Raw genomic sequence first — 23,112 nt, 5'->3', positions numbered from 1 at the left:
GCGCCATTTTGTCACACCTGGAAGCCAAAACCTAGAATTATCTAGGTAACCATGCCCATCTAGATAGCTGAAAAAAATAGCCATAAAGTCCAGCAATCAGGGCAATTTACCCTGAAAAAGAGCTAGTTCTGCACTCCATTTTGTTCCTCCAAACCACCTGTAATCTCACCGTAATGTTCCATTTTTACCATGGACGCAGCAGAGAGAAGCATCCAGTCTCTCTCCTCGACTGCGCAAAACACTCACTCTATGAAGCCCTATCTCACCCTACCTCTTGCCCTCATTTTCTGCACCAGCTGTAGCGAGAAACAAGACTCCACGACCTCACAGAATGAGAGCAAAGGCAAGACCTCCCAGACAGCTCCATCCCGAACCCAAAGCGCGCGCACTTTCCACCAGCAATCGCGCCTAAACAATCTCATGGAGCGCTCATCAGAGCCCAATCTGGAATTCGACTACGTCCAGCAAGTCGCCGACCTGCTGGACGATCTAGACCGACCACTCACTGAGGAGGAAGCAGCGCAAGTCGGACAAATGCTCAAGAACGTCGAAGAGCAATCACCCCGCCTCGCCGAGAGCATCGTCAGAAAAGTAGACCTGAGCAGTGACCACTACCCGGAGACGCTCAAGCACAGCATGCTTACCTGCATCCGACCTCCCGTAGAGCAATTCCGCCTCAGCCTCAGCTCCCTTCAGAGCCAGGACTACCTCGATGACATCCTGGAGAAATCGCTCACCAGAGTCGAAGCCGAGGACATTCCGCTCATCGTGGAGCGCCTCTATGACGAAAGCAACCGCGGTCCGGAGTTCAACTCCTCCGTACTCAGAACACTGTTCAAATCCAGAGGCATCGCCATCGATGACCTGAACCACGCAGCCTCCAGCCTGATGGAGCTGCAGCCCGAGCTCGTCCCCGATGCCCTGCGCGGCTTCTACAAGCGCCTCGACAAGCTGGTGGAAGACCAGAAAATGGAACCCGCCGAGGCAGAGCTGATCAAATCCATCATGCAGTAGGCCGGATTACCATTTGGGTAATTTGACAGGTTTCTTAGTCCCCTTCTCATAGGGCAAGGCGGCGTCAGTATCCGCTAGCCACTGATTGAGTTCTTTGGCCAGCTGTAGAAACACCTCCTTGTGCTGCTTGTTTTTGAATGCTTGATCCAGGGCTGGTGCAGCCAGGTCTAACCCCTCGGCCAGATTGAGCTGCTCACCCTCTGGTGACTCCAGGTCGTAAAACTCATAGTGACCGTAGCCCAGGTATTTCTTGGAGTCCGGGCTATTGTATTGAAGGAGCAGCTTGTACCTACCCTTGATAATCGTGGAGGATGGAGCCCCTGAGACATGCACGGGTTGATGCCTGAAGAGCCCTCTTTCCTCGATCTCCTTCCCTTCTAACAAGGGAAGGATGGAAACGCCGTCTGTCTCAGGCAGAGACTTAACCCCACACAGCTCACCGATCGTCGCAAAGAAATCAACCGCATGTACCGGAGTCTCGGTACCTCCACGATAGTCCTTCCATTTGATAATGAGAGGCACACGTACGCCACCCTCATAGGGAGTCGCTTTTTTACCGACCAGCGGAAGGTTATCCGTCCGGCTGGTCGCGCCATTGTCACTCATGAATACGAGAAAGGTATTCTCGATCAGCTTTTTCCCGGGACTACGCGGATCCTCCGTCTCCTCCAGATACTTCACCACTCGTTCCACACTGCGATCAATAGAGCTAACCATTCCCGCATAGTCCGCATTCTTGTGACCCGGATGCTTGGGATCTTTCTTTTGGTTCTTATAGAGATCGATGTCTGACTGCGGAGCCTGCACTGGGGCGTGCACTCCATAATGCGGAAAATACAGGAAGAAGGGTTCCGCCTTCATCACCTCCATTGCCTTCAGCGCCTCGTCAGTCAGTCGGTCGGTGAGATACTGACCCTTCTTTCCATTGGCCGGGAGATTTGCCAGAAACGGAAAAGATCCATCCTCAGCCGCCCAGTATTTCCCACCTTTCGGACCTTGCGGCCCAGTCGTGGAACTCTTGCCACCCCCAGGCATCCCCTGCGAACTCCCCCCATAGGTGATCTCAAATCCACGTGCCTTCGGGCCCGTATCTGTGCCAGCCTTACCCAAATGCCATTTTCCGATCTGCGCGCAGCGATATCCCTGCTTGGAGAGCAACTCGCTGATGGTAGTAAACTTTGTGTCCAGCTGTCTCTCATTCTTGCGTCTTCCAAGCTGATGCTTGGCTGAGTCCTTGGGATCCGTCACCGTGTACATGTGATGGCGGGTCGGATACAGACCGGTCAGAATATCTGCCCGTGTAGGTGAACAGACAGGCTCGACGTAGGCTCTTTGAAAACAAAACCCTTCCGCTGCCAGCTTCTTCAAGACAGGAGTCTGATAGTACTTGCTACTGTACTCATTGAAGCCCTCCAGATCCGTCCACCCCTGATCATCTGTTAGAATAAATACAATGTTCGGCGTGAGAGGTTTGGCAACAACCGAGGTGATCAGTAGCAGAAATAGAAGCAGTCTTTTCATAATGAGTGGGTACAAGAGCACCTTGCCATATCATGAGAAGAATGACTCCCCCTATTACAAGAAAAACTAAACTACTCCCGCCCCTTCTCGTAAGCAGAGATGATGCGGGACACCACAGGGTGACGTACCACGTCGCTCCCCGTGAAGCGTAAGAAGGACACGCCATCCACCCCTTTCAGGATACGCTCGGCCTCTAACAAGCCACTCGGCACGCCCTTCTTCAGGTCGATCTGGGACGTATCCCCCGTGACCACACAGACTGAGCCCTCACCGATACGGGTTAGCATCATCAGCATCTGCTCCTGGGTCGTGTTTTGAGCCTCATCCATGATGATGAAGGCATTGGAAAGCGTTCTACCGCGCATGTAAGCCAGAGGTGCAATTTCAATCGTACCGTCTTCCATGTAGCGTTTACCCTGTTCAGGATCGAGCATATCGTGCATGGCATCGTAGAGAGGGCGCAGGTAGGGAGCTACCTTCTCCTGTAAATCACCGGGCAGGAAGCCCAGCGCCTCGCCAGCCTCCACGGCAGGACGCGTCAGCACAATCCGGCTGATCAGGCGCGCCTTGAGCATGCTCAGCGCCATCGCCATTGCCAAATAGGTCTTGCCGGTACCTGCTGGCCCGAGCCCGAAAATCACGTCGTGGTCCGCCATCGCCTCGATGTAGCGTACCTGCTGAGGCGTGCGGGGCACCACGGGCTTGCGCCCGCTGGAGCCTAGTAACTTCACCTTGCCCATGTCCGCCACTCCGGTCTCACCTCCGGTGCCAGCCACATCGATGGCCATGCGGAAATCCTTGGCGGAAATATCCGAGCCGCTGCGGCGAGCCTCTTCCAGATCCAGCATGGCCTGCTTCGCCTGCTCGACAGCCGCATGCTCACCCTTGAGCAGCATCCAACCTTCACGCGTCACGGCTTTCACACCCAGCTTATCCTCCATGTACCTGAGCTCCTTCGGCTCGTTAGCGAAGAGTGCATGCAAAAACTGTGGAGTCTCAAACTCCAGTCTGATTTCTTTTTCTTCCACTGTCGGCATCGTGACGATTTATTTGGATAGGATTTTTTTTCGTTACCTGAGATAATCTAGCCCCTAAATAGGTTCTATGGGACAAAAAATGCTCTGCCCGTCTCTCCAGACTGACAGGGTACTAAGCCCCTAACCCCGAAAACTCAACTCTCAAATCCCGCATCAACCCTCAGAAAGACAAAACCTCATGTCATTCACTAGACCTCTGCTATCCAGCCTCCTTGTTTTCCACGCGTCTGCCTCCCTCCAGGCTGATGATCTCCAAGCCCTCGGCGATGAGTTCACCACCTCACTCACTCAGCCCCAATGGAGCCGCCTATATCAGACTGAAGGGTGGGATGCCGACCAGCTGGAGCTGTGGGATTTTAATCCCAGCTATGCTCCTGGTCACATGGTGATGGCCCCGCACACATCCTCCTGGTATGCCGACCTCAAAGGCGTCCTCGTCTACAAGGAAATCACCGGGGACTTCGTCCTCACCACCCGCATGCGCGTCACTCGCCGCGGCACCAACAGCACCCTGCCAAACGACGGCACATTCTCCGAGCAATCCGGCCCTCCATCCCGAGCCTTTTCCCTCGCCGGCATCTTCGTCCGCAATCCCAGAAATATCAGCTCAGCAGCTCCAGATCCCGCCCCAGCCGGCACGCCCACCTACCCATCTCCAGCGGAAGGACAGCCTGGCCACTACACTACCGACTGGACACCTGACGGAGAAAACTACCTCTTCCTATCCTTCGGTTGTGCCGGAAACCCCAACACCTGGCAGTACGAGGTCAAAACCACCTCCAACGGCACATCCACTCTCTACTACAACACTCACGGCGTCCCTGCTGACAACGCCTCCGCCCAATACGTCACTCTCCAGATGGTACGCGTCGGCAATACCATCGTCACCATGCGCAAACACGATGACGGCCCATGGATCGTGGAAAACCGCTACATTGAGAGCCCCTCAGTTCCCCAGCAGCAATTTCCAAATTTCGGCCAGACTCTCCAAGTAGGACTCACCACCTACACGGACTGGAGTAGCATGAGTAACGTCTACTACAACAGCGGAGACCATGCCTCCCAGTTCCAGCACAACTACTCGGTGCTCGATGGAGCTTCTTTCAATCCCGACCTCATCGCCTACGTAGACTATTACCGCTTCCAGCGCCCGGACCCCGCCATCACCGAGGAAACTCTGGCGGCCTTACCTCTGGCCTTTGAAAACAACACCGCTACCAATCTCCCCGCCACTGGTGCCGGGGCTTACCTCGGCGACAACGCCAACTCCCCCGCACCGGATCTCAGCGCAGATTCGGACAACGACGGTGTGAGTAACCTCATCGAGGCTCTCACCGGCACCAACCCAGCCAATCCCGAGTCCCGGCCTGATATCATCAGCAGCGACAGCTCGGACCTCACACTCACCCTCCCTCACCAGAACAATCTCAACTCCGTGACCCTGGAAATCCAGCACTCCTCTAGCCTCGACTCACTGGATTGGACCACCCTCGCCACCCGCACCTCTGCAGGCTGGTCCATCTCTGCCCCGCATCAGGCATCAGACGACTCCACCCAGCTTCTCTTCACCACCCCACTAACAAGTGGCGAAAATTTCTACCGCATCCTCGTCACCCCGTAGTACCTCTCAAACAAAAGAGGCGGTGTAGCAACTAAGCCACACCGCCCCTCTAATTCTAACTACTTACTCCGCTGCACGGATCTTGATCACCCCGAGGGAATCCGTACCGCCGGAGCCCTTGATTTTGGCGCGCAGGGTATAGCTGGCTCCAGGCTTCACCTTCTCCAGCTTTAGTTTGTAGACGATATCCTTGAGCTGACCACCACTGAAGGCATTGTGTTTGTCCACGGACACAGCCTTACCGTCTTCACAGAGTGAGACCTCGCTCACCTCCAGCGCATGGAGGCCTTTCTCATAGAGGAACACCACCTCGTACACTCCGGCATTTTTGAACTGCCCGGCAGTCTGGAACTCCACTTCCTTCCACTCCTCGGTCACCTGTGCCGGCTTCCATTCGTCAATCTTCACATGGTTGAAGAAATCCTCCTTGGAAATCTTGGCCACCTGGTCCTTGGCATAGTGGATACCTTGGAGATCCCATCGCTTCAGCTGCCCTTTCATACGCTCCTTGAAAGAAGCGTAATCCTTCTGCTCCAGTGGAGTCCAGCCCACCTCAGCATAAGCTGCCAAGCGCGGATAGATCTGCTGCTCCATACGCTCCACCGTCGGGATCCACTCCCCCCACATCTGGCAACCGGTACCGATGATATTCTTCTCCTCATCCTTCGTTAGCCCCTTGATGACCGGATCAAAGGAATAGGCTTTCTGCAGGGAAATAGAGCCGTAACCATAGTCCAGATAAGTAGATGAGTGCACGGAGTTCACAATGCGGTGGCCGTCCTTCACGGCCTGCTTGGCCAGCTCCATGCTACCCTTCCAGAAATGGACGACAGTATCTGGCGAAAGCTTTGCCGCCTCGGCCTCATCGCCAGCATTCAAGCCACCGTGGACGTTGACCCCCATGATCTCATTCCAGCCCATGATGTTGCGTTTCTTGGACTCCACGATCTTGGCAATCCTGTTGGTGAAGTAGATCTGCACGTCGGCATTGGTCTTCAGCTTCTCACGCTTCATCAGTGCTTTCACCTCTTCGCTTTCTTTCCAGTGATCGTAGCGCACCTCGTCACCACCGATGTGGATGATCGGTGAAGGGAAAAGGGCAATGACTTCGTCGAAGATATCGTACATCGCCTGGTACACCTTATCACTAGCCGGGTTGTAGGTGTGGAAGTGCTTACCAAATCTAGTGGAAACCTCGACCTCTTCATTCTTCGTACCTAACCAAGGATACGCTGCAATAGCTGCCTGGGCATGTCCTGGCATCCCAATTTCCGGCACAATGGTGATGTGCCTGTCCTGCGCATACGCCACGATCTTTTTGATCTGTTCCTGCGTGTAGTAGCCTTCATGAGGTTCACCGGAGTAGTTCTTGCTGTTCCACCCACCAATCTGGGTGTCCTTCCGCTTGCTTCCTACTGAGGTCAGTTTCGGGTACTTCTTGATTTCGATGCGCCAGCCTTGGTCATCGGTCAAATGCCAGTGAAAGACGTTCATCTTGAGCGCCGCCATCTGGTCGATCAGCTTGAGAACCTCCTGCTCACCTTTAAAATAACGCGCCTCATCCAGCATGAATGCCCGCCAAGCAAAGCGAGGCTTGTCCTGGATCGAAACAAAAGGAACCTCCCACTTGGCTTCTACAGCTTGCTTCGAAACCACCTCCGCAGGCAGAAGCTGGAGCAGAGACATGACCCCGTAGAAGGCGCCTGCAGGATCAGCTGCCCTGATCACGATTCCTTTCTCCACCACATCCAAGCGGTATCCCTCACGGCCCAGCTCTCGCAAACTTTTATCCAGAGCCAGCTTGATCTGTGGACCTGCTGCTTGCCCTTTGATTTCCAAGTTCAATCCAGTGGCAGGAGCAAGCCTGTCACGAAGAGCCGCAGCCTCTGTGGCCAAGGACTCCGGAGCCACAATCACCGTATCCTGGCTGATCGTGAAATGGCCTTGCTTCACCGCCACTTGGGCAGGCATGGGAATAATGGAACATGGTTCACCCGCTGACACGAAGGCGGAAGCGGTGAACACAAGACAACTGAAAACAGTTTTTTTAATCATGTGATGTATCGATGAGAATGCGTGAATTTGCTAGCAGGCTTGCACCTACTGCGCTTGAGCACAAGGAGTGGACTTGTGCCGCGAACGACTGAACACAAAATCCAGCCCCGGCACAATACAGGAGCACAATTTGCCCCTAAGCTGCGCAACTAGTAGCTTAACCGAGAGATCCAGACCGTCAGCATTCATTCATTGTAAAACGCGAAAAGCCTGTTAGCGTCCTGATTTGTGCAATCTGGTAAACCGAACAAATCCAAGAAAGCTCTTCTCATCGTCCTCATCCTGGCCGCGCTCGCCATGTTAGGACTCTATGTTACTGGCGTCATCACCAATCAGGGCGAACCCCTCCCAGCCAAATGGAAAGGCATCAATACGGGTTACGAAGCGGTCGAGTAGCCACCTCCCTCTTGAAACATTTCACCACAGCGACGGGTACGTATACTCAATGCTAAAAATCAACCAGACTCTCGGACTCCTTGCGGCCATCCTCATCGCCGCTGTCCTGCTCTTCGGTCTCTATTTTGTGAAGCGGGAGTTCTACGATGAATCTCCTACTGAGATCCTCTCCGCCGGCCCCACCGTGGAAGAACTCCAGCAGATGTCCGAGCTCGTCTCCACCAAGGTCATCATCTCAGACATCCTCGAAGGCGAGAACGACCAGTACAAAGGCACCTGGATCATCCGTGGAGACGCCCTCCTGACCATCGATCTCAGCAAGGCCACCATTTCCCGGATCGATCAGGTCCAGCGTACCGCCACACTCACTCTGCCCCAGCCTCAGGTCACATCCGCTCGGGTAGATCACGAAGCCAGCCGCACCTACGATGTGGTGAAAAAGAAATGGTTCACCAACAAGGACAATGAAGCCCGCCTCCGCGATACCGCCATGAAGCAGGCCCAGAAACTCGTCGAGTCCACTGCCGCCTCCGATGAAAACTTCCAAGCCGCCCGCCAGAACGCCCAGTCCACCCTCCAAAGCTTCTACCAAAAACTCGACTGGCAGATCGACATCGTCTGGCAGAACTCGAGTAGGACGTAAACCCCTGCTTGCAAAATCATCCAAAACATCTAATTTGGATGAAAAGAGGAACCACCATGGAAACATTCACCGCCAACGAAGCCAAGCAGCACCTGGGCCGGGTCATCGACTCCGCTCTCCAGCACCCAGTCGGCATCACCAAACATGGTCGCCTCACGGTCGTGATGACTTCAGAGAAAGAGTATCAGGAATTCCTCGAGTACAAGAAGGTCAAAGAAGCCGTGAACGAAGGCTTCGCCCAGCTCGACAAGGGAGAAATCTCCACCCGCTCTATGGATGACCTAGCATTGGCTGCCATCGCAAGAGTGAAAGCTAAGCAGCCGTAAAGCATGGCTGATTACAAACTCTCCCTTCTCGCAGAGGAAGACCTCATCTCCATCTACGCCTATACCTACGAAACATGGGGAATTGAGCAGTTAGATACTTACAAAGGCTATCTAACAAAAGCACTGGAAGAGATCACCGCAGACCCATTCGGCATCGGCAGCAAGAGCCGTGACGACCTAGCCGAAGGCTGCCGCACCTACCGTGTCCAGCACCACTACTACGTCTACCGGGTCAAAAACAGCACCGTAGAAACCGCCCGCGTCCTCCACGAATACATGGACTTTCACCTACAGACGAAGGAGAGTTATTTTCCTATCTAATAGAAAACTCTCTCCTTGAAGTAATTAAAGCTAAGACAGCATCGTTATCTATGAAGCATTTTACCCCAGTTAAAAACTATAACGAAATAGTCCGATGGCTAAACAAAAACGATAACAAAGCTAGGTTGCTTGATGACTCGGTATCCACCATATTTGAATTATCCGATACTTATGATCTTAAATCGATAACCTTACAAGCATCCCGCTTACGGAACCTCTCTGTATGGTGGCATAATTACTTTCTAAAAGAATTGTGGGATAACACTGGTGACGTAAGTTCTTCAGGAGCTCGGATGTTGGATTACAAGTTCCTACACGTATTTCTGATGACAATGAGGTACGACCTGCTCCTTCGTAATGAAGCTGAACCAAGATCAAATATTAACTATTATACTGCCTATCCATTATTCTGCTTATTACTAACATTCAATCGGTGGAGTGAAGCATTATGGCTAGGTGAAAGGATTTATCGCAGTCAAACTGACCTGTGTTTTGGAAAAAACTACGTGGGAAAGGTATTTTCGGGCTGGCCAAAAGACAAAGAGTTCGCCGGATATGTAATAAAACTGTATTTACTCATACATGAAAAACTATCCCCTAAAGACAATGTAGATAATCTACCTGATTTGGGACTATATAGTGATTTATTTGAAAACTGGGACGACATCAACAAGCTTAGCAAAACAATCGTTAATGTTTGTGACGAATATTTTCTTCGTACACAATCTTCAATGGAGAAAGAACTAGGTCTGTTAGAATTCGATAGTTATCCTCATAATTGCTTTCCTCTCACTGTACTTGCTCTCCGCTCCTGCCGGAATAAATTTGGATTAGGAACCACTTTGCCATCACACCCCATGTTGGATTCAAAATTTGTAATCAATATCCCTGAGAACCTTCCATCCGTACCAGACAACATCCTTAAATTGGTTGTATCGTCAGCAAGACAGGTGTTTCTTGAGATGCCCCCGGTGGGTATTCTAAGAGAACTGTAAAAGCTTGTTTATCCCCTACTTCCCATTCCTTAGAGCGCTCCAGACGATCCCTCCTAGGATCAGTCCAAAGAGGCACACTACCCACACGCCGCCATAGCCGACCATTTCGCTCGGGCGGTTCATGCCGAACACGGCGGCGAGGGTCATCAGTGGGAAGAAGAAGGCAGCGAGTCGGTTGAGCTTCTGTGCCTCCTTGGTGGCCTTGGCTGCAGCTTCAGCCTGCTGGGCGGCAGATCTAGCGATCAGGAAATCCAGGCTGCTCTTGGCATCCTGCACCAACAGGTCAGCAGCACGTTCCGCAGCCACTGCGAGGTCGCGAATGGCCAGTACCTTGAGATCGTCCTTCAGCGTCTGGCGCAGCTCCTGCACGACTACCAGCATATTGCGAGCCGCACGCAGCACCGGCGTAGCCTGATCGATCACATCATGGATCTCACTCGGGCTCTCGGTCTTCTCCAGCTCGTCATCCAGAGCCTTGATACGCGCCCGGTAGCGCTCCACCAGCTCACGCAGCTCACTGCGTCCCCCGGAGGAAGGCGTGGACTTCCACTCCCCCATCCCGTCTACCCAGAAAATCACGCCCTGGCGGTTCCCCTTGTCCTCGGCCTTCGGAACCTCGTGCAGAACCACCAGCAGGTGCCCCTCCTCCTTCATCAATCTCTGCCTACCCACATCCTCGCCCAAGCGATTGCGGAAAATAGCCGGCACGTCCCACGTTTTAGGGATCATGGATTTGTTAGGAGTCACGCTTTCCATGACTATTAAATGCCCCAGAAAACCAAGAATCTCCAAGCACGATTTCCAAAAAAATCACCCATCTGCCAATACTGACACTCCCGTACAAGATTGACCCTCCTAAAATCCTTGTCCCGCCCCTCATTTTCCCCTAAACCCCCCGCATCAAACCTTTACGGTTCAGCAGAACCGCAAATTTTTCCCTTAACCAATAACAAATCACCAAGAACCAGTTTTTATGTCTACTATCATCTATACAAAGACAGACGAGGCTCCAGCCCTCGCCACCTACTCCCTGCTGCCGATCATCGAGGCCTACACCAAGACTGCCGGTGTAAACGTGGAAACACGCGACATCTCCCTCGCAGGCCGCATCATCGCCAATTTCCCAGAATGCCTCACTCCAGAGCAGCAGATCGGCGACGCCCTCGCTGAACTCGGCGAGCTCGCCAAGACTCCAGAGGCAAACATCATCAAGCTTCCAAACATCTCTGCCTCCGTGCCACAGATGAAAGCCGCCATCACAGAGCTTCAGGCCAAGGGCTACAAGCTTCCTAACTACGAAGACGCTGAAGAGCGCTACGCCAAGATCAAAGGCTCCGCTGTGAACCCGGTTCTCCGTGAAGGTAACTCCGACCGCCGTGCACCAAAGGCCGTCAAGGAATACGCCAAGGCAAACCCACACCGCATGGGCGCTTGGTCTGCTGATTCCAAAACCAGCGTTTCCAACATGACTTCCGGCGACTTCTTCTCCAACGAGAAGTCCGTCACCGTGGAAGAAGCCACCGACGTGAAGATCGAGCTCGTCAAGAAGGACGGCTCCACTGTCGTTCTCAAGGAGTCCACTCCTCTCCTCGCTGGTGAAGTCTTCGACTCCACCTTCATGAGCAAGAAGGCCCTCGTTGCCTTCCTCGACGAGCAGGTTGCATCTGCCAAGGCTCAGGACATCCTCTTCTCCCTCCACATGAAGGCCACCATGATGAAGGTCTCTGACCCGATCATCTTCGGCCACGCGGTGAAGGCATTCTTTAAGGACGTATTCACCAAGCACGCTGACACCATCGCCGAGCTCGGCGTAGATACCACCAACGGCTTCGGCGACCTCGTCTCCAAGCTTGAGCAGCTCCCAGCCGATAAGCGCAGCGAGATCGAAGCTGACATCGAGGCTGCCTACGCAAACGGCCCAGCCATCGCCATGGTGGATTCCGACAAAGGCATCACCAACCTCCACGTCCCATCCGACGTGATCATCGACGCTTCCATGCCTGCGATGATCCGTACTTCCGGCCAGATGTGGAATGCCGAAGGCAAGCAGCAGGACACCCTCGCTGTTATCCCTGACGCCTCCTACGCTAGCGTCTACGGCGCGACCATCGACTTCTGCAAGAAGAACGGCGCATTCGATCCTACCACCATGGGTACTGTGCCAAACGTAGGTCTCATGGCTCAGAAGGCTGAGGAATATGGCTCACACGACAAGACTTTCGAAATCCCAGCAGACGGTACCGTCCGCGTGGTAGACGCTGCTGGCAACGTTCTCAGCGAGCACACAGTAGAAGAAGGCGACATCTGGCGCGCTTGCCAGACCAAGGACGCTCCTATCCAGGACTGGGTAAAGCTCGCCGTATCCCGTGCCCGCGCCACTGGCTGGCCTGCGATCTTCTGGCTCGATGAAAACCGTGCCCACGACGCACAGCTCATCAACAAAGTCGGCCAGTACCTCGGCGACCACGATACCGACGGTCTCGACATCCGCATCCTCGCTCCTGCTGAAGCTACCGAGTTCACCCTCGAGCGCGTCAAGAACGGCGAAGACACCATCTCCGTGACAGGTAACGTACTCCGTGACTACCTCACAGACCTCTTCCCGATCCTTGAGCTCGGCACCTCCGCCAAGATGCTCTCCATCGTTCCTCTCATGAACGGCGGCGGCCTCTTCGAGACCGGTGCAGGCGGTTCCGCTCCTAAGCACGTCCAGCAGTTCGTCGAGGAAAACCACCTCCGCTGGGATTCCCTCGGTGAGTTCCTTGCCCTCGCAGTCTCCCTCGAGCACCTCTCTGAGAAGTTCGACAACCCACAGGCCAAGATCCTAGGTGACGCTCTCGACGCAGCTACAGGCAAGCTCCTCATCAACGGCAAGTCCCCACTCCGCAAGGCTGGTGAGCTCGACAACCGCGGCTCCCACTTCTTCCTCGCGCTCTACTGGGCAGAGGCTCTTGCAGCCCAGACTGAGGACACAGCCCTTGCCGCAGCCTTCGCACCAATCGCCGAAGAGCTCGCAGCCAACGAGGACAAGATCGTGACCGAACTCAACGAGGTCCAAGGCTCCCCTGTCGAAATCGGCGGCTACTACCAGCCAGCTGACGACAAGGCAGGCCCAGCCATGCGCCCAAGCGCTACCCTCAACGGCATCCTCGCCAAGCTTGGCTAATCACAGCCCAGCGCAAACTATTCAAAACAAATCCCGCGTCCATCTGGCCGCGGGATTTTTTTATCTCATTAAAAAAAACTTACAATTTGTACCAACAACGAACGCATCTAACTGCGATCCAATTTAACTTACAACCATGCCTGACACCTTCTCTCCATTATAAGCCTTAAGTATATCATTCGTCATACCTTGAGATTTCAGAGCCTGTTTATCCTCAACATCCACTCCTGAATTTTCTACGATTTTGACAGCCAATCTAAAAACCTCTTTGCAAGCTGCATCGTCATTTAGTTTTTTAATTATTGCGTCGCAATACTGATCAATCTTCTTATACGAATTAAGTTGGGGGATATTATCTTTAGAAGTCAACATTGGAACTAGCATTATGAGATAAAACTTAACCTTTCGGTATTTTTTATCTACTTCACCTGAGCTAAATAAAGAATCCAATCTGTAGTATGCCAAGCCAGCTAAGTAATAAGGAGAACAAGCATGATCCTCTTCAAATATACCAGCTTTTTCATCTCTGATCTTAGTCACTAATGAACCAAAGTATGTAGTGACGATATGCGGATTTTTATAAAAAATCGATGAAAAACTCTTTATCTGGTTAGCAATAGTTATAACTCGCCTTTTAACGACTGACTTGTCTGAATTATATTGCTTTGCCCTCCTCTCATAATATAGCTGCCCATCGCCTTTGATAGTTTTGTAATACGCCTCTAATTTACGTTGAAAATCTGTCATCGAAGTCAGCTGCTCTTTTTTGATAGCTGTCTGGCTGTTTGTAGAAATTGTAATCTCAGACTTCACATCATCATCTGTAGTCACAATCAGCCTAACAGGAATATCAACGCCATCCAGAGCAGCCAAATGCCTATGTTCATAAAGTACGTTACTAGTCTGACACCCGTTAACAATTTGGTAATCCTCAACAGAAAACGAATTTACAGACGTTTTCAACTTATTCGCAACAATAGTTACTCCATTATTTAACACGCTAAAGAGATTGGGGTTATCTCCACCTAGAGTTTCAGCTATTTTTTTATTTACTTGATTAGATTCACCTTGGAAATCTCGAACATTATCATCAAAGACATTGAAAAGACTATCATTGTCATCCATTATCAATTTCTTAAATTCTGAAAAAGGCACAACCCCAAAGTATGATTGATCTATACCATCAATTGATGGCAGAGACACCTTATTAGAAAATGTGAAAGTTCTTGAAATGGGATTAATCGTCTTCCGATAAAGTTTTGCTAAATCATCAGCACCTATTGGAATCAAATCGATTCTACTGAATAAATTGTAATCTTCTAATTCAATCTGAGCTTTGTTGATTACTGCTAAGAGATTTTGATCCTCTCTGAATTTACCTGTTGTCACAAAAAAGGCCTTACAAACAGGATTAGATTTAAAGTTAGCAGCTTTGGACAAAAGATAATCTGAAATCTCCGCAAATTTTTTAACATCTGCATTTCGCCTGAGCCTTGGATCCTCAGAGAAGAAATCTGTTACACCGTGGTAAAACGTTCTCATCTCCGCAGAGGAAAATGAAGTTGATGTCTTAGCTTGTATAAAAATATATGTAACATCCAGAGAACCGTTAATTTTCTCCAACTCATCAATTTCATTTTTATCCTCAACCAAATGACCATTCACTAGAATAGCTAATCCATCAATGCCTGTATCGTCTCCAGCACCGATAGTCACATTAAATACATCAAATGTTTTGTGATATTCATTCGCGACAATGGCATAATTAGCAAAATTTTCAAAATCAACAGCATCACCTGAAGTCTTCATCTCTTGAGTACTGAGAAATTCTTTTACTAGAGAACTTGTTATTCTATCCATACTACACCTTTGCCCAAAAAATCATCGTGTGGCAACCATATTCTGTTAGAAAGATCAAATCTCCCAGTCCGGCTCGATATCCGCTGAGTAACAGCGCATGACGGCTCTCGTCAGGGCGAGACCGCTCTGTTCCTCGTCGTAGAGGACGTGATCCACACCGGCCCTCTCTAGCTCCTCGACCTCAGGGGCGAACTTGGAGCGCGCGTAGACCACGATACCTGGATTCATCTCACGTGCGGTATGCAATGCGGCGATTGCCGCCTCTTTATCCGGGAAAGTAATCGCGATGCCTCTAGCGCGCTCCACATGAGCCACCTCCAGCGCCTCACGGTCACGAGCGTCGGCAAAGAGACACTTCACTCCCTTCTGCATGAGTTCCTTGACGGTCAGCGGGTTCATCTCCAGCACGATCACACGCACGTTTGCCCGATGCAGGTTGGCGTGTAGGTTGCGCCCCACTGGCCCATAGCCGCAGATGATGATGTGATCGGAAACACCTTCGATCTGCCCACCGAGTCCCATTTCCACATCTTTGCGGCAGGCCTCGGCAGTCTGGTGCTTGCGCATCTTTTGCACGATGCCGATGCTGGACTTCATCAGAGTGGGCACCAGGCCCATGGAAATGGCGGTACTCGCTAACAGTACCTGCTCCCACTGGGAACTCAGAATCTCAAAATCACTCGCGCGGTTGAGCAGCACGATGGAGAATTCCCCCGTGCTCGCCAGCGCAGCTGCCGTGGTCAGCCAGCTCCCCATCCGCAGCCCGCTCAGCTTTGCCGCAAAGGCCACAATGGCACCCTTCAGCACGAGAATGCCTACCGTGGCCGCAGCAATCAGAGCCCAATGATCCTTTACCTCATCCAGATCGATCAAAAGCCCTACCGAAACGAAGAACACCGTCAGGAAGAGATCCTTGAAGGGCAGAATGTCACTCAACACCCGATGCGAGTAAATGGACTCACTCACCACTACCCCCGCGGCAAAAGCTCCGAGGGCGGGACTCAGCCCCAGCAAGCCGCTCACCAGTGCCACCGCCGCACACATGCCGACAACGGTCACGGTAAAAAGCTCCCGGCTGCGGGTACGTGCCACCGCATCCAGCATCTGTGGGAAGCCATGCCTACTCAGCACCACAATGCCCAGCATAAAGGCTCCTCCTTTGACCAGCGCCATCATCAGTCCGCCGCTTTCCTCATCCGTACCGCCCAGAGCGGGAAGCAGCACCATGAAAACAATCGCAGCCAGATCCTGGAAAATGGCAATACCGAGTGCCGTCCTGCCCTGCGGACTATCCGGCAAGCCCATATCCTGGAAGGTTTTCAAACTCACCGCCGTGGAAGAAAGCGAAACCGCGAAGCCCACCATCAACGCATGCTTGAAGGGCAGCCCCAGCAGCATCGCTATCCCGAGCGTCACGATGATCGTCAACCCCACCTGCACACCTCCCCCCAGCAAGGCCGGCTTTTTCAGGGACTTCAGCTCGCCCAGAGAAAATTCAATCCCCAGCGTAAAGAGCAGCAGCACCACACCGATCTCGGACAGGGCCCCGATCACCCCCGTATCCGCCACCCCGGCCCATTCCAGAGCTCCGCTGTTAGCTAGAATCAATCCACAGAGGAAATAACCCACCAGCAGCGACTGGCTCATCCGGCTGAAGACCAAAGAAACGACGACCACTGAGCTGAGCACCAGGGTCAGGAGAATGAAAAAGGGCGGTACCGCACCGCCTGCTGCGAGCACATCAAGCATATGCCTCTATTTGTAACCTCATCCGGCCCCGCCGCCAACAGAAACTGACCACAAGCTGAATATTAACCTGAGTGTCATTTATCTAACCAGATTTCTATTTGCATCTCGCCCCCAATCCCCCATAGTAGGGTGCTATGCATTCGATTGAACAAGAAACAATGATCCCTCATTCCAACTTCAGGGGCAATCCAAGGATGGTCCCCCAAAATGAGGAGAAAAAGAGCAAAAACAACTATGTTCAAGACAACGCTCTCGCCTTCACCCTCGGCGCATTTGTCGCTGGCGTAGGCATCGGAATCTTCCTCGCCACTACCAGGCGTGAGGAACTCGCACGTATCGCAGAACAAATCCATGACAGTTATGACTCCGCCGTAGACCGTGCAGGCAGAGCCGGCAGGTATGTCAGAAGCCATGCGCAAGAATTACCCACCGAATTGTCAAAAATTGGGAATAGGATTAAGTTCTGGTAAATCTAACGAACTAAGGGAAACTCCTACCTAAATCGTGCAGTCATTGCTCGTTTATTGAGCCACTAAAAAAAATCTATGATGAAAAAAACAGTATTCGCACTGAGCTCCGCCTTGTTATCCGTAGCGGCTGCTCCACTCGCCTCCGCCCATTGCCAGATTCCTTGCGGCATCTACGCAGACGACAACGTCTTCGTCACCATGCACAAGGACCAGGAAACCATTGAAAAGGCCATGAACCAGATCAATGAGCTCTCCAAGGACGCAGGAAAAAATGCCAACCAGCTCACACGCTGGGTCAACAACAAGGAACAGCACGCCCAGAACATCCAGGACACTGTCGCGAAGTACTTCCTCGCCCAGCGCGTCAAGCTGGACGAAGCTGAAAAAGACGCAGCTACCTACACGAAGAAGCTCACCCTTCTCCACAAGATTACCGTCCTTGCCATGAAGTGCAAGCAGACCACCGATCTGGAGAATGCCAAGAAGCTTCACGCCGCCCTTGATGAGTTTCAGGCCGTCTACGTTGGCAAAGCCTCCGCCAAGGCGGAAGTCAAGCCGCACACCCACGCCGACGGCACCACTCATTCCCACTAAGGGATCCCGGCAAAGAACCATTTAGTTCCATAACACCAATCAAAACGCTCCGCCTAACAACGGAGCGTTTTTTTATTTTTCTCTCCTCTTCTGTTCCTGTTGCCACTTTATTGCCAAACTCAGGAACGTGTGCTCTATCGTGAATGCACTTTGCTCTGTATTGATACTTGTCAGAATTCCATTCTTTCTCTCATAGAGCAATGAGGCTCCCTCAGAAAACCCCACTCCCTCTCGTTCAAGCCAATCACGAAAAACTGGATCGTTACTTGAAATCAGCTTGATTACTCTTGGTTCCTTCTTCTGCTCTACAGTACCAAATGGATCATCCGAACTTATCTTACCTTCCTTTTTCTCCGATTCCTCAATAAATTTGAGATAGTAATCTACCACTTCAGGAGACACATACCATCGCAGCTTCTCGATCTTCCTCGACTCCGCACGCCCATTTGACACGAGTCTGTCCAGTGGTTTAAAAAGCTTATCATCCAGAATAAAATACTCCTTGATTTGCAGAGACTTAATAAGCCTATCTATCTCCACCAAACGCTCTTTGGTATTTCTCACTGTAATGAGACCTCTGTTTGGAGAAAATTGAATACTGGACCCTACAGGAAAATCGATATTGTAAGCCCCTTCAAACATCGTAACCAGAGGACTATAGAACTTGCACCGTACCCCCCCTAGCTGATTTTCCTTTTCTCTCTCTTTTTGTTCTTCAGGCGGCCCAACAAACAAATGACTCATGAAATCCGCAGGCACCTTCCAGCTCCGCGTCTCCATCAGTCCCTCCTTGGTATCAGCGATCACCTGATTAGCGAAACTTAAGAGATAGAATAAAACTACAGCTGTAAATTTTCTCATATTACTTGATCGGAAAACATTCACTATTCTCATCCCCGCCAGTCAGCTCCTCTACCATTTTCTCAACAGTCACCTCTTCCTTTGTTAACTCCAACATGAGGTAAGCTACTAATTGCGTCGTATGCACTGATGCCATGTAGCTATTATGCATTTTTAATACATTTTGCTCTGAATCCAAAGAGATACTAGCTCCCTCAGCAAAGCAAATACCCTGACTTTCTAAAAACGTTTGCAGATTCATCTGCTCTGTTTGCACCGACCTTAGGACGGTATCTGCATCTTCATCTATAGGGATCACATAATCCTTCAGCTTGATCTCCTCTTTCTCCAAAACTTTTCTATCGATCTCTACCTCATACATCCTTGAGGAATACCTTCCAAAGACGACTCTGCATTTAAAATACCCCGACTTCCATTGCTGTTTCCATTTTGCCAGGTACTCTTCTTTGGTCGCAGAAACTAGTCTTAGATCTAATGTAAAAGTAACTTTTTCTTGGGCTTTGATCTCACGTAAATTTGCTGGAAACCCATCCAAATTCAGAAATTTCGCAAGATTATCTGCATGAACCTCGAGCCCCTCTTCGTCATCCCAGAATTCAATTGCCAAGCCTCTCGGTACATTTTCCATCATTTCAAAGGTGAGGTCCTGCTTGCTTAAGTTATGCACTGAGACTTTCCACACCAGTTGATCTCGATCTTCGACAGATACCGAAACCACTCCATTCACATCATCCGGTTCATAGGCTGATAGCATGGTACTTAGAACCAGAGAGAATATCACAACGAGACGCATCATCATACTTCACACTACGTATTTGTGCAGATTTGGTTCCAGCTTTTTATCCCCTGCGCACATTCCCCTCTCATTTTAGAATTGTTCTAAAAAACTATTTGCACATTCCGTGGTTTCGTCCTAAGTCCTCCGCGTCTTGGCGGTAAAACGCTGAGTATCAATTTCAACAAACTAAGACTATGGCAGTACTTGTAGGTAAAAAAGCACCGGCCTTCTCAGCAAAAGCTGTTAAGGGTGAAACAATCATCGAGAACTTCTCCCTCGAGCAGTTCATTGGCAAGAAGTACGTGGTACTCTTCTTCTACCCGAAAGACTTCACTTTCGTATGCCCTACTGAGCTTCACCGCTTCCAGGAAGAGATCGCTGAGTTCGAAGCTCGCGACGTCCAGGTAATCGGCTGCTCCACAGACTCTGAGTTCTCCCACTGGGCATGGCTCAACACTCCTAAGAACAAGGGTGGCATCCAGGGCGTTTCCTACCCACTCGTAGCCGACATCAACAAGACCATCTCAGAAGACTACGACGTTCTTGCTGGTGAGACATTCATCGACGAAGACGACAACGTAGAGATCGAAGGCGAACTCGTTGCCTACCGTGGTCTCTTCCTCATCGACAAAGAAGGCATCGTTCGCCACCAGGTGGTGAACGACATGCCACTCGGCCGCTCCATCCGTGAGTGCCTCCGCGTAATCGACGCTCTCCAGCACTTCGAGCAGCACGGTGAAGTCTGCCCAATGGACTGGGAAAAAGGTGCCGACGCTATGCAAGCCAACCACGAAGGCGTTTCCTCCTACCTCTCCAAGTAAGTAGCCGGAAATTCCGAAATCACTTTCAGCCCATGCGCCACTGGCGCGTGGGCTTTTTTTATGCTCCATTGGCCGCATGACCGAATCGAACGAGACCATCAACTGGCAGGACTTCACCAAGGTAGACATGAGAGTGGGCAAGATCATCGACGCCCAGCTTTACCCCGAAGCCCGCAATCCAGCTTACAAACTCTGGATCGACTTCGGACCAGAGATTGGCGAGCGCAAGTCCAGCGCCCAGATCACCCATCACTACACACCGGAGAAGCTCATCGGCAAACGCATCGTCGCCGTGGTCAATTTCCCGAAGAAACAGATCGGCAAATTCATGTCTGAGTGCCTCGTCACTGGCTTTGCTGACGAGGATGGCCACATCATCTTGACCACCCCAGATGCTGATGCACCACTCGGAGCGAGACTTATCTGATCACTTCTTCTTCCAGGCACTGATCTTGGAAATACCGAGCTGGAACTTTCGGGCGTGCTCACGGATCAGGAAGGGTTCGTCCGCATCCTGTATAAGCGTAAAATTCTTCTCCATGATGCCCTTCAGCCATTCCCAGCTGTCTCCTTGTGGCCATTTTTCCTTGGGAGTGTACTGCTCCAACCAGGAAAATGGCGTCGCAAAAACCACTTCGCCACTATCTGCAAGCAGAGAGGGTAGCCGCTCTAGCAGCTTCTCTGGATCAGGCAGGCGGCACAGCAGGTTTGAGGCATGGACACGGTCAAAGCCTTTGAAGCCTTCCGGCAGATTAAGAGCATCCCCTTGCGCAAAGCTCACTCGCTCTGGCATCACATTCTCTGGCAGGCGAGCCACAGACTCGGTGTAAATATCCCCCTCCTCTTGATAACGGAAAGGCATGCTTCCCTTCTCCTTCATGACATTCGCCGCATCGATGAAGTTCTGGGAAAAATCAATCCCGATCACCTTCTGCGAACTCTGGCTGAGCAGGAAGCTTGTCTTCCCTACCGCACAACCCAAATCTAGGCTTAGCCTAACAGGCTTGGGCGAAAAATACGTCACGGTACGGCTCACAAAATCATGGGCTGCCAGACTGCCCACGCCCCAGGGCATCAGCTCCTCATGCGTGCCGTAATGCATGAGGAGGTATTCATTCAGCAGCTTCTCAGATTCGTAGTCCTGCACCATAGTGCCCCAGAACTACCCCGCGAAGCTGCCCAAGTCAAAGAGAGATGCCTATTCTTTGATCAATTTGCGGATGGAACTAACAGGAACGCAATTGCGAATCACCATCTGGAAGGGTCCTTTGCCTTCTCCATTCTTCTCCATTCCGTGATAATAAATGGACTGCGTGTTCGCCACCATGCCCACCACATTCCCCTCCGAGTCCAGAACTGGACCACCACTAGAGCCCTTGGCAAACTCTGCAGTCACAGCCATCCACACGGTATTTGATTTACCTCGTGGCTGATAGTATCGGGATACATTGCCGGCGGTGTAGGTGAAGAAACGGCCGTCCGGGTGAGCAATGATATGCACGTCATTCCCAACTTCCTCGGAGTCACCCAACTTGAGGGCTTTGAAGCCCTCACCCTTCACTCGGAAGATCGCAATGTCCGTCTCTTTGTCAGCGGCCAGCACTTCTACAACGGGAGCGACGCGACCATCGCGACTCAACACGCCGAAACCAGAATGATCCTTGTTTTTAAACACGTGGTAGTTGGTCACCATGATTCCGTCTTCAGTCAGCGTCCAGCAAGTCGCACAAGCGGAGCGGTGCCACTTATCGCACTTACCACACTTGTAGACAGAGGCGATGATTCCCACTCCATCCACACACTCGGAATAAACGTTTTTGCATTCCTGGGTGCTCGGTTGCTTGAGTTGAAGATCTGCCTTGGTACGCTCCAGCTGCTTGAAGAGGTCTTCGCCCGGTGTCGTCTTTTCCTCTTCCACCAGCTTCCCAATCTTGTCACCAAGATCCGAGGTCAACTTATGGTCGTCAATGACAGGTGGCTCCGCGACGAGTGGAAGGCTCAGCGCAAAAACCAAGGACATGATAATTTTTGATACAGGTATGTGCATGATGCAAATATAAGCGCATAGCTAAGGAATTCTGTCTAAATTTCCATCATTTATTAATGCTCAGTATCAAACCCATGTTTCTTAAGTATTTTTGCATAGCTTCCATCTTTTTTGAGCAGCCTCAATCCTCGGTTAAAATCAGCAATGATGGAGTGGGATTTGGGGTGGATTCGCGGCACGCAGACATAGAGAGGATTCTTGGCCAGCAGAGGCTGAAGCACCACGGTCTCCAGCTTTCCCTCAAGCTCTGACTGAGCCAGCTCATACTCAAAGACCTTGGTAGACATGACCGTCATATCAATGTGCCTCTTCTCCATTTTACGGAGATTGAGGATCGGCCGAGACACCGCCTCCTTCCTCAAGAAATGGGCCGTATCGAATTCCGGACTATTTACCCAACCCAGCCCGATACCAAAACGATACGAAGTCAGATCTTCCAGCTTCTTGTAATGGGTCACCTCCAGATCTTTGCGGGCAATGATCCCCACCTCGACCTCATACATAGGGTCGCTGTACTCCAGCTTCACTTCACGCATTTCAGAATAGTAGGCCCCCATCAAAACATCGTAGTCCCCTCTCAGGGCTGACCGCATCGCCCGTTCCCAGGGAAGAAACTCTAGCTGCGTGGTATGGCCTACCCGCTTGAAGGCCTCATCCACGATTTCAGAAATCACGCCTTTTTGAGGTAATGACTGTGAATAGTATGGAGCCCAATCCACCGTCACCATCTTGATTTCCTTGGCTGAAACACGCAGGCACATGCCCAGCAAAATGACAAACAGGAAGGACCATGAAACCCGGCCTGCCAGCCTCTCTGCCTTAACATAACTCCTCATC

23 protein-coding genes are annotated in these 23,112 nt (G+C 51.4%); 12 read left to right on the top strand and 11 right to left on the bottom strand.

Annotated features, from left to right (window positions below):
* Positions 1-249 precede the first annotated feature (249 nt).
* Positions 250-1,014: a hypothetical protein gene (locus BUB27_RS06410; protein ID WP_159434835.1), complete on the top strand. Its 765-nt coding sequence runs from the start codon at positions 250-252 to the stop codon at positions 1,012-1,014.
* 6 nt (positions 1,015-1,020) lie between these two features.
* Here the strand turns inward: BUB27_RS06410 and BUB27_RS06405 are convergent, their stop codons facing one another.
* Together BUB27_RS06405 and BUB27_RS06400 are read right to left on the bottom strand one after the other, a co-directional pair.
* Positions 1,021-2,535 (bottom strand): sulfatase, encoded by a 1,515-nt coding sequence (locus BUB27_RS06405; protein ID WP_143158739.1) that lies wholly within the window; start codon positions 2,533-2,535, stop codon positions 1,021-1,023.
* A 71-nt stretch (positions 2,536-2,606) separates the two neighbouring features.
* Positions 2,607-3,572, bottom strand: coding sequence for a PhoH family protein (locus BUB27_RS06400; RefSeq protein WP_143158738.1), 966 nt, complete (start codon positions 3,570-3,572; stop codon positions 2,607-2,609).
* Positions 3,573-3,750: 178 nt separating this feature from the next.
* Between BUB27_RS06400 and BUB27_RS06395 the strand changes: the two genes are divergently transcribed.
* The gene (locus tag BUB27_RS06395) at positions 3,751-5,193 is read left to right on the top strand and encodes a hypothetical protein (protein WP_143158737.1); all 1,443 of its coding nucleotides are present in this window, start codon (positions 3,751-3,753) and stop codon (positions 5,191-5,193) included.
* A 63-nt stretch (positions 5,194-5,256) separates the two neighbouring features.
* Here BUB27_RS06395 and BUB27_RS06390 read toward each other — a convergent pair whose 3' ends face one another.
* Positions 5,257-7,248 (bottom strand): beta-N-acetylhexosaminidase, encoded by a 1,992-nt coding sequence (locus BUB27_RS06390; protein WP_143158736.1) that lies wholly within the window; start codon positions 7,246-7,248, stop codon positions 5,257-5,259.
* Between the two features lie 228 nt (positions 7,249-7,476).
* Between BUB27_RS06390 and BUB27_RS18890 the strand changes: the two genes are divergently transcribed.
* The 5 genes from BUB27_RS18890 to BUB27_RS06370 are packed head-to-tail and all read left to right on the top strand — an operon-like array spanning position 7,477 to position 9,929.
* Entirely contained in the window at positions 7,477-7,644 is a 168-nt protein-coding gene (locus BUB27_RS18890; RefSeq protein ID WP_159434833.1) for a hypothetical protein, read from the top strand.
* A 49-nt stretch (positions 7,645-7,693) separates the two neighbouring features.
* Entirely contained in the window at positions 7,694-8,287 is a 594-nt protein-coding gene (locus tag BUB27_RS06385) for a DUF4230 domain-containing protein (RefSeq protein ID WP_159434832.1), read from the top strand.
* Positions 8,288-8,325: 38 nt separating this feature from the next.
* A complete protein-coding gene (locus tag BUB27_RS06380; protein ID WP_143158734.1) occupies positions 8,326-8,613 on the top strand; it encodes a type II toxin-antitoxin system Phd/YefM family antitoxin in 288 nt (95 codons plus the stop codon).
* Between the two features lie 3 nt (positions 8,614-8,616).
* On the top strand, positions 8,617-8,934 hold the full coding sequence (locus BUB27_RS06375) for a type II toxin-antitoxin system RelE/ParE family toxin (RefSeq protein ID WP_143158733.1): 318 nt from the start codon (positions 8,617-8,619) through the stop codon (positions 8,932-8,934).
* Between the two features lie 50 nt (positions 8,935-8,984).
* Positions 8,985-9,929, top strand: a complete 945-nt coding sequence (locus BUB27_RS06370; protein ID WP_143158732.1) for a hypothetical protein — start codon at positions 8,985-8,987, stop codon at positions 9,927-9,929.
* Between the two features lie 15 nt (positions 9,930-9,944).
* Here BUB27_RS06370 and BUB27_RS06365 read toward each other — a convergent pair whose 3' ends face one another.
* Entirely contained in the window at positions 9,945-10,658 is a 714-nt protein-coding gene (locus tag BUB27_RS06365; RefSeq protein WP_159434831.1) for a magnesium transporter CorA family protein, read from the bottom strand.
* A gap of 244 nt (positions 10,659-10,902) precedes the next feature.
* Here BUB27_RS06365 and BUB27_RS06360 point away from each other — a divergent pair, with 244 nt between their 5' ends.
* Positions 10,903-13,095 carry an NADP-dependent isocitrate dehydrogenase gene (locus BUB27_RS06360; protein WP_143158730.1) on the top strand — a complete coding sequence of 731 codons (2,193 nt, stop codon included), beginning with the start codon at positions 10,903-10,905 and terminating at the stop codon, positions 13,093-13,095.
* 123 nt (positions 13,096-13,218) lie between these two features.
* Here BUB27_RS06360 and BUB27_RS06355 read toward each other — a convergent pair whose 3' ends face one another.
* Both BUB27_RS06355 and BUB27_RS06350 read right to left on the bottom strand, forming a co-directional pair.
* The gene (locus BUB27_RS06355) at positions 13,219-14,955 is read right to left on the bottom strand and encodes an AIPR family protein (protein WP_200797081.1); all 1,737 of its coding nucleotides are present in this window, start codon (positions 14,953-14,955) and stop codon (positions 13,219-13,221) included.
* Between the two features lie 54 nt (positions 14,956-15,009).
* Positions 15,010-16,704 (bottom strand): cation:proton antiporter, encoded by a 1,695-nt coding sequence (locus BUB27_RS06350; RefSeq protein WP_143158729.1) that lies wholly within the window; start codon positions 16,702-16,704, stop codon positions 15,010-15,012.
* 194 nt (positions 16,705-16,898) lie between these two features.
* Here BUB27_RS06350 and BUB27_RS06345 point away from each other — a divergent pair, with 194 nt between their 5' ends.
* Positions 16,899-17,174: an iron-containing alcohol dehydrogenase gene (locus BUB27_RS06345; RefSeq protein ID WP_143158728.1), complete on the top strand. Its 276-nt coding sequence runs from the start codon at positions 16,899-16,901 to the stop codon at positions 17,172-17,174.
* Between the two features lie 75 nt (positions 17,175-17,249).
* Entirely contained in the window at positions 17,250-17,768 is a 519-nt protein-coding gene (locus tag BUB27_RS06340; protein WP_200797080.1) for a superoxide dismutase [Ni], read from the top strand.
* Positions 17,769-17,840: 72 nt separating this feature from the next.
* Here the strand turns inward: BUB27_RS06340 and BUB27_RS06335 are convergent, their stop codons facing one another.
* Both BUB27_RS06335 and BUB27_RS06330 read right to left on the bottom strand, forming a co-directional pair.
* Positions 17,841-18,629 (bottom strand): hypothetical protein, encoded by a 789-nt coding sequence (locus tag BUB27_RS06335; RefSeq protein WP_143158727.1) that lies wholly within the window; start codon positions 18,627-18,629, stop codon positions 17,841-17,843.
* 1 nt (position 18,630) lies between these two features.
* Positions 18,631-19,383: a hypothetical protein gene (locus BUB27_RS06330; RefSeq protein WP_143158726.1), complete on the bottom strand. Its 753-nt coding sequence runs from the start codon at positions 19,381-19,383 to the stop codon at positions 18,631-18,633.
* 218 nt (positions 19,384-19,601) lie between these two features.
* Here BUB27_RS06330 and BUB27_RS06325 point away from each other — a divergent pair, with 218 nt between their 5' ends.
* The gene (locus BUB27_RS06325; protein ID WP_143158725.1) at positions 19,602-20,228 is read left to right on the top strand and encodes a peroxiredoxin; all 627 of its coding nucleotides are present in this window, start codon (positions 19,602-19,604) and stop codon (positions 20,226-20,228) included.
* Positions 20,229-20,304: 76 nt separating this feature from the next.
* Entirely contained in the window at positions 20,305-20,655 is a 351-nt protein-coding gene (locus tag BUB27_RS06320; protein WP_143158724.1) for a tRNA-binding protein, read from the top strand.
* Here the strand turns inward: BUB27_RS06320 and BUB27_RS06315 are convergent, their stop codons facing one another.
* The 3 genes from BUB27_RS06315 to BUB27_RS06305 form a co-directional block, all read right to left on the bottom strand.
* Entirely contained in the window at positions 20,656-21,378 is a 723-nt protein-coding gene (locus tag BUB27_RS06315) for a putative 4-mercaptohistidine N1-methyltransferase (protein WP_143158723.1), read from the bottom strand.
* Between the two features lie 48 nt (positions 21,379-21,426).
* Entirely contained in the window at positions 21,427-22,248 is an 822-nt protein-coding gene (locus tag BUB27_RS06310; RefSeq protein ID WP_159434830.1) for a S1 family peptidase, read from the bottom strand.
* Between the two features lie 80 nt (positions 22,249-22,328).
* On the bottom strand, positions 22,329-23,111 hold the full coding sequence (locus BUB27_RS06305; RefSeq protein WP_143158721.1) for a substrate-binding periplasmic protein: 783 nt from the start codon (positions 23,109-23,111) through the stop codon (positions 22,329-22,331).
* Position 23,112: the final 1 nt, after the last annotated feature.

Source organism: Rubritalea squalenifaciens DSM 18772, from assembly GCF_900141815.1.
Taxonomy (GTDB): Bacteria; Verrucomicrobiota; Verrucomicrobiia; order Verrucomicrobiales; family Akkermansiaceae; genus Rubritalea; species Rubritalea squalenifaciens.
Note: the sequence above shows the minus strand (reverse complement) of the source record. Positions and strands in the feature narration are given on the sequence as shown.